Below are 6,535 nucleotides of genomic sequence, written 5' to 3' on the forward strand. Positions count from 1 at the left end.
GTGATATGGATGTTGTAGTTTACGCTCCAGCTTCAATCGGTAACGTCAGCGTTGGTTTTGATGTCCTTGGTGCAGCTGTGTCGCCTATCGATGGCACACTTCTTGGTGACCGAGTGATGGTTAAAGCAGGTGATGAACCATTCTCTCTAAAAACAGCAGGCAGCTTTGTTTCTAAGCTGCCAACAGAAGCAAAAGAGAACATTGTTTACGATTGTTGGACAGTGTTTGCTCGTGAAATCGATAAGAAGGGTGTTGCTCTTAAACCACTAGAGATGACACTTGAAAAGAACATGCCGATTGGCTCTGGTCTAGGATCAAGTGCATGTTCGATTGTTGCCGCACTGGATGCTTTGAACCGTTTCCATGGTCAGCCACTAGACGAGACTGAATTGCTTGCGCTAATGGGTGAGATGGAAGGCAAGATTTCAGGTGGCGTTCACTACGATAACGTGGCTCCATGTTACCTTGGTGGCGTGCAATTGATGTTGGAAGAGCTTGGTATCATCAGCCAAGAAGTCCCTTGCTTTGATGACTGGTACTGGGTAATGGCGTATCCAGGGATTAAGGTATCGACGGCTGAAGCGCGAGAGATCCTACCATCTCAATACCGTCGCCAAGATATCATTGCTCATGGTCGTCACCTTGCGGGCTTTATTCACGCTTGCCACTCTGGTCAGCCAGAGCTTGCTGCAAAAATGATCAAAGACGTGATCGCAGAACCATATCGTGAGAAACTGCTACCAGGTTTTGCTGACGCCCGTAAATACGCGTTGTCAGCGGGAGCGCTTGCTACGGGAATCTCCGGCAGCGGTCCGACCTTATTTAGCATTTGCAAAGAAAAAGATGTCGCTGAGCGTGTTGCACGCTGGCTAGAACAAAATTACGTACAAAATGAAGAAGGATTCGTCCATGTTTGTCGTTTGGACAAGCAAGGCTCGATCGTTACAGGAAGTGAGTTATGAAGCTGTACAACATCAAAGAAAATGATGAACAAGTCTCTTTTGGCCAAGCCGTTCGCCAAGGTCTAGGTCGTAACCAAGGTCTATTTTTCCCATCAGAGCTACCAAAGTTTGATGATATCGATGCACTACTTGCAGAGGACTTTGTCCCTCGTAGCGCAAAGATTCTATCGGCACTGATTGGTGATGAACTACCAAAAGAGCAAATCGATCAAATGGTAGATGCAGCATTCCAATTCCCTGCACCTATCAACCAAGTGAAAGATGGCGTTTACGCGCTTGAGCTGTTCCACGGTCCAACGCTAGCATTTAAAGATTTTGGTGGCCGTTTTATGGCGCAATCTTTGGCAACTGTTTCAGACGGCGGCAAGATTACCATCCTTACGGCGACATCAGGTGATACGGGCGCAGCCGTTGCGCACGCGTTCTACGGTATGGAAGACATCAACGTTGTGATTCTTTACCCGAAAGGCAAGATCAGCCCACTGCAAGAGAAGCTGTTCTGTACATTAGGTAAAAACATCCACACTGTTGCTATCGACGGTGACTTCGATGCGTGTCAGGCACTGGTTAAGCAAGCATTTGATGACGCAGCACTGCGTGAAGAGATCGGTCTTAACTCAGCGAACTCTATCAACATCAGTCGTCTAATGGCGCAGATCTGTTACTACTTTGAAGCGGCTTCTCAACTGACTAAAGAGCAGCGTGAAAACCTAGTGGTTTCAGTACCGAGCGGTAACTTCGGTAACCTAACTGCAGGTCTATTGGCAAAAGCGTTAGGCCTACCGGTGAAGCGCTTCATCGCTGCGACCAATGAAAATGACACAGTGCCACGTTACCTAGAAACGGGCGAGTGGGATCCAAAGCCGACTGTTGCAACCACATCAAACGCAATGGATGTGAGCCAACCGAACAACTGGCCTCGTATCGAAGAGCTTTGCCAACTGAAAGGTTGGGGCTTGGATACGCTGGGTAAAGGTAAAGTATCTGATGAGCAGAGCGCAGAATCAGTACGTGACCTAAAAGCACAAGGCTACCTATGTGAACCACACGGTGCTATCGCTTATCGTCTACTAGACGAGCAGTTGCAAGACGGTGAAACAGGCCTGTTCTTATGTACGGCTCACCCGGCTAAATTCAAAGAAGTGGTTGATGACATTCTAGGTTCAGACATCGATCTACCAGGTCCGCTAGCGAAACACGCTGCGATGGAGCTGCTGTCTGAAGACCTTGCGAACGACTTTGATGCTCTTAAAGAAGTACTGCGTCGAGTTCAGCCATAGGTCTGAATACGCCAATTCTGATAAGAGTATGACAATGACAAACCAATCAAGGTTTTGTTAGATTAAACGAAAAGGTGAGTGCCATGGGTATTCACCTTTTTTATTGGCTATTGATACGAGGAGAAGGTATGCACTTTTTAGTGTTTCTAGGCTCAGTAAGAGAAAGCACGCCACCGAAACCTGCACGAGTGGGGGAGCGAGTCAGTCAGGCGTGTTTGAAGCTGCTGAATAAAACTTACCCTGAGCACACGGTGGAGATCATCGACCCTCTTGATTATGAGCTTGGGCCGATATTCAAGCCGGAGTTTTCTTACCGACGCTCTCAGGTGCCAGGTTCGTTAAGCGAGTTAGCGGAGAAGATAAAACAAGCTGATGGTTATGTGATGGTGAGTCCTGAATACAATCACTCGATGAGCCCAGCACTAGCAAACATTCTGAATCATTTTGGGAGTTCGCTGTTTTCTTATAAACCGAGTGCGATAGTGACCTATTCTGCGGGGCAGTGGGGAGGCGCTCGCGCAGCGGTATCGATGAGAACCTTCTTATCAGAGCTAGGATGTTTACCCGTGTCGGCGATGATTCATTTACCTAGAGCGCAGCAAGTTTTCAATGAAGAGGGAAGTGTGGCGGATGTATCAGAGCAGGAGCAATGGGATGAATACATGAATCGAACTCTGCACCAGTTGGTGTGGTGGGCAAAAGGGGCTGCTCAGCAGCGAGATAAACTCGACCCTACCACGTTAGCCAAAGCGTTTCGCAAAGATCCTTCCCAAAGGAATGCGCCGTAAATGATAGACATAAAAAAAGCTTGGTCAGTAATGACCAAGCTTTTTAAATTTGGTTACGCTTAAGCTCTAAATTATAGAGACTCAGTGAACGTACGTGCGATAACATCACGTTGCTGTTCAGTCGTTAGCGAGTTGAAACGTACAGCGTAGCCCGATACACGGATAGTCAGCTGAGGGTAGTTCTCTGGGTGAGCAACTGCGTCTTCTAGCGTTTCACGCTTAAGAACGTTTACGTTTAGGTGTTGACCACCTTCGATGCGAGGTGCAGTTTCGATTGCAACTTCACGACTCTCGTACTCACCTAGATCAGCAGCTGGGATAACTTGGTCAGCTTCGAAACCAGCAGTTGCTGCAACACAACGCGCTTCGTTCTTTTCGCTATCTAGTAGCCAGATTGAGTTAAGTAGTTCGTCGTTTGCTGCTTTAGTAATTTGAATACCTTGGATCATCACTATCTCCTAGTCCACTGAATGTGGTTTGATTTATGGTGTTAACTTTCGAATTTTGTTGAGCTGGCTTATATATACCTATTTTTAGCTAGTTTAATATTGATTTAAGTCAAAAAACAACCAAAAACCTTAATTTTTTAATGGTGATTATTTTGAGTTAAATCAATAAAAGCTTTGAAAACAATATAGTTACAAAATATTTTAAACTATAAAAAATATTTAACGGTCATTTTTGTTGTAAATTTACTACAAAAATAGAGCTTTTATTGAACTGATGCGGATATAAACAAGTATTTATCCGCCATTCTGTAAGTGTGAAGTGATTTAATGACAAACAGTAATTCTCTGGAAAAAAACGCCCCAAACTCTCGCCAAAAATTCATAGGTGCTCATGTTTCTGCGGCTGGCGGTGTCGATCAAGCTCCTATGCGTGCACGAGAAATTGGCGCCAACGCATTTGCGCTATTTACTAAGAATCAGAGGCAGTGGGCGGCAAAGCCATTGGAGCCAAAAACCATCAGTGCATTTAAAGCCAACTGCAAGATGCTCGGTTTTGGCGCGGAGCATATTCTTCCTCACGATTCTTATTTGATTAACCTAGGTGCCCCAGAAGAGGAGAAGCTCGAAAAGTCTCGCGCGGCGTTCATTGATGAGATGGAGCGCTGTAACCAACTTGGTCTGACGCTACTTAATTTCCATCCTGGGAGTCATTTAAAGAAAATTTCTGAAAGTGACTGTTTGGCGCGCATCGCGGAGTCTATCAATATTGCTCATCGCGCGGTGCCGGATGTGATCGCCGTGATTGAAAATACGTCTGGGCAAGGGACTAATTTAGGTTGGAAGTTTGAGCACTTAGCGGAAATCATCGATCAGGTTGAAGATAAAACTCGAGTGGGGGTTTGTTTAGATACTTGTCACACCTTTACGGCCGGTTACGACCTGAGAACCAAGGAAGCCTGTGAAGCGACGTTTGCTGAGTTCGATCGTATTGTTGGTATGCACTATCTGAGAGCAATGCACATCAATGATTCAAAAGCTGAGTTCGCAAGTCGAGTCGATCGACACCATTCGCTAGGGCAAGGGGAAATTGGTTGGGCGTGTTTCGAGTATATCGCGGGTGATTCGCGCTTTGATAACATGCCGCTGATCCTAGAAACGATCGATTCTTCGATTTGGAAAGAGGAAATTCAACAACTTAGAATGTACCACCACGCATCTGTGAACGCAGAGTGATCATTGAGAACAGTAAACCTTAAAAAGTTGTGGCTAAATGAGATTGTTGGCACCTTTCTTTCATAGTGTTTAATGAATATGTATTTCACTATGTAATAGAGGAGGGTGCCATTATGTATTCGACCACTTACACACCTAAAGCTAATCTTCATGTCTCGACGATTCATGCGACCCCACGCTTGCCGACTCCGAATCGTCATATTCACAGTCACGGCCATCATCGAACGCCTCAGAAAGGTCAATCGTGATTCCCTTCTTTTTATTCAGCGGTGAGTATCGATGAATCTCTATCTGCGAATTTGGACAATGATGTCTATTAATAGCGGTATGAGGTATAACTAGGCTTTACAGTCACAGTTATCACTCATCCCGCTATTTTTATCTGAGCAACTCGCTTGTGTCATTTACTAGCGTTACTTGAGTGGCATCGTTCGGGAGCAATTCAATGAGTTCGTCGCAGACTTGGCAAGAGATTATTCGTCAGCAACAGAGCCAAGCTTACTTTCAGCACATCAACGACTTTGTAGAAAAGCAAAGACGAGATGGTAAGATCATCTATCCACCCCAAGATCAGGTATTCAGCGCCTTTGATATGACGCCCTTTGAGGATGTGCGTGTGGTGATTCTTGGGCAAGACCCATACCACGGTGCTCAGCAGGCGCATGGTTTGGCCTTTTCTGTACTGCCAGGGGTTAAGATCCCGCCTTCTCTGCGCAACATGTATAAAGAACTTGCCGATGACATTGAGGGTTTTGAGCCACCCACACACGGTTACCTTGAGTCATGGGCGAAGCAGGGCGTATTGATGCTTAATACTGTTCTCACAGTAGAAGAGGGTAAGGCACATTCGCATGCTAAATGTGGTTGGGAGACGTTTACCGATCATGTCATCGCGCAACTTAACGAACGCAATGAACCGATTGTTTTCTTATTATGGGGTGCGCATGCTCAGAAGAAAGGGCAAGCTATTGATGAGAGTAAGCATTTTGTCTTGAGTGCCCCGCATCCATCTCCACTTTCTGCGCGACGCGGCTTTTTTGGCTGTAAGCACTTTTCTCAAACCAATCAGCTATTGAAGTCACAAAACTTGCCTACAATTGATTGGTGTTTACCATTTGACGTCTAGTTTGATGGTTTTCTGAGCAGTATCAAACCCGATTATCCTATCTTCATATACACTTACAAAGAGTAGGTGTAATGGAGTGCAATACTATGATGATAGAAAGGATAAGAAGAGAGCATGGTTACATGGCTCGTCTGCTCATGATTTTAAAGACCAAACTTGAGCTTCTACAGAAAGAGCGAGCGATAAACTACAGCCTAGTGGCGGAAGTGGTGCACTATTTAATGAACCACTCAGATAAAGTGCATCACCCGAAAGAAGACATTATCTACCGTCACTATTTAAAACATTACGGTAAACAGCAGGCCATCGAAGATCTGGAACTTGAACATCAGCTGCTGGCGGAGAAGACCGCTGACTTCTTAGATGTGGTTGAGATGATTCTTCAAGATGCGGTAGTTCCTCAGCAGGTGTTTATTGATCAGCTTGCAGCATTTATAGAAGCGCAGCGAAAGCACATGGAATATGAAGAGAAAGTCATTCTACCTATAATTGTCGGAGCTTTTTCGGTGCAAGACTGGCGCAGTGTTGAAGAGCTTTGGCAACAGCCCGAGGATGATCCTGTGTTTGGTGACACGATTGCCGATCAGTACCGTCAGTTGGCAATTCGAGTTCGCCAAAGTGAAGAAGAGTGTGTTTAGCTCTCTATAATAGTTGTAGGAAGAGAAAAGGCACCCAGTTGGGTGCCTTTATTTTATTG

8 protein-coding genes are annotated in these 6,535 nt (G+C 45.5%); 7 read left to right on the plus strand and 1 reads right to left on the minus strand.

The annotated features are described in order from the left end of the window. Nucleotides 1-5 precede the first annotated feature (5 nt). The 3 genes from thrB (at nt 6) to AC6R05_RS06685 (ending at nt 3,030) form a co-directional block, all read left to right on the plus strand. Entirely contained in the window at nt 6-962 is a 957-nt protein-coding gene (thrB, locus tag AC6R05_RS06675; protein ID WP_032553216.1) for a homoserine kinase, read from the plus strand. Beyond that, a complete protein-coding gene (gene thrC / locus AC6R05_RS06680) occupies nt 959-2,242 on the plus strand; it encodes a threonine synthase (protein WP_500646964.1) in 1,284 nt (427 codons plus the stop codon). Before thrB ends, thrC begins: the two co-directional genes overlap by 4 nt. A 128-nt stretch (nt 2,243-2,370) precedes the next feature. Beyond that, nucleotides 2,371-3,030: an NADPH-dependent FMN reductase gene (locus tag AC6R05_RS06685; protein WP_500646965.1), complete on the plus strand. Its 660-nt coding sequence runs from the start codon at nt 2,371-2,373 to the stop codon at nt 3,028-3,030. 71 nt (nt 3,031-3,101) lie between these two features. Here AC6R05_RS06685 and grcA read toward each other — a convergent pair whose 3' ends face one another. Further along, entirely contained in the window at nt 3,102-3,479 is a 378-nt protein-coding gene (gene grcA, locus AC6R05_RS06690; RefSeq protein ID WP_150895821.1) for an autonomous glycyl radical cofactor GrcA, read from the minus strand. Nucleotides 3,480-3,806: 327 nt separating this feature from the next. On the opposite strand from grcA, the gene nfo reads away from it, so the two are divergent. From nfo to AC6R05_RS06710, 4 genes are all read left to right on the plus strand, one after another. Next, nucleotides 3,807-4,712: a deoxyribonuclease IV gene (gene nfo / locus AC6R05_RS06695; protein ID WP_500646966.1), complete on the plus strand. Its 906-nt coding sequence runs from the start codon at nt 3,807-3,809 to the stop codon at nt 4,710-4,712. Between the two features lie 113 nt (nt 4,713-4,825). After that, nucleotides 4,826-4,960 carry a hypothetical protein gene (locus AC6R05_RS06700; RefSeq protein WP_263641665.1) on the plus strand — a complete coding sequence of 45 codons (135 nt, stop codon included), beginning with the start codon at nt 4,826-4,828 and terminating at the stop codon, nt 4,958-4,960. Between the two features lie 197 nt (nt 4,961-5,157). After that, nucleotides 5,158-5,838, plus strand: coding sequence for a uracil-DNA glycosylase (gene ung / locus AC6R05_RS06705; RefSeq protein ID WP_500646967.1), 681 nt, complete (start codon nt 5,158-5,160; stop codon nt 5,836-5,838). Between the two features lie 86 nt (nt 5,839-5,924). After that, the gene (locus AC6R05_RS06710) at nt 5,925-6,476 is read left to right on the plus strand and encodes a hemerythrin domain-containing protein (protein WP_150870955.1); all 552 of its coding nucleotides are present in this window, start codon (nt 5,925-5,927) and stop codon (nt 6,474-6,476) included. The last annotated feature ends 59 nt before the right edge of the window (nt 6,477-6,535 follow it).

The organism is Vibrio sp. R11-SG3-ISO9 (assembly GCF_059834255.1).

Excerpts from the sequence above, each read along its gene's own strand:
- nfo (WP_500646966.1), top strand. The coding sequence starts at position 3,807 with ATGACAAACAGTAATTCTCTGGAAAAAAACGCCCCAAACTCTCGCCAA.
- grcA (WP_150895821.1), bottom strand. The coding sequence starts at position 3,479 with ATGATCCAAGGTATTCAAATTACTAAAGCAGCAAACGACGAACTACTT.
- AC6R05_RS06685 (WP_500646965.1), top strand. The coding sequence starts at position 2,371 with ATGCACTTTTTAGTGTTTCTAGGCTCAGTAAGAGAAAGCACGCCACCG.
- AC6R05_RS06710 (WP_150870955.1), top strand. The coding sequence starts at position 5,925 with ATGATGATAGAAAGGATAAGAAGAGAGCATGGTTACATGGCTCGTCTG.
- thrC (WP_500646964.1), top strand. The coding sequence starts at position 959 with ATGAAGCTGTACAACATCAAAGAAAATGATGAACAAGTCTCTTTTGGC.
- AC6R05_RS06700 (WP_263641665.1), top strand. The coding sequence starts at position 4,826 with ATGTATTCGACCACTTACACACCTAAAGCTAATCTTCATGTCTCGACG.
- ung (WP_500646967.1), top strand. The coding sequence starts at position 5,158 with ATGAGTTCGTCGCAGACTTGGCAAGAGATTATTCGTCAGCAACAGAGC.
- thrB (WP_032553216.1), top strand. The coding sequence starts at position 6 with ATGGATGTTGTAGTTTACGCTCCAGCTTCAATCGGTAACGTCAGCGTT.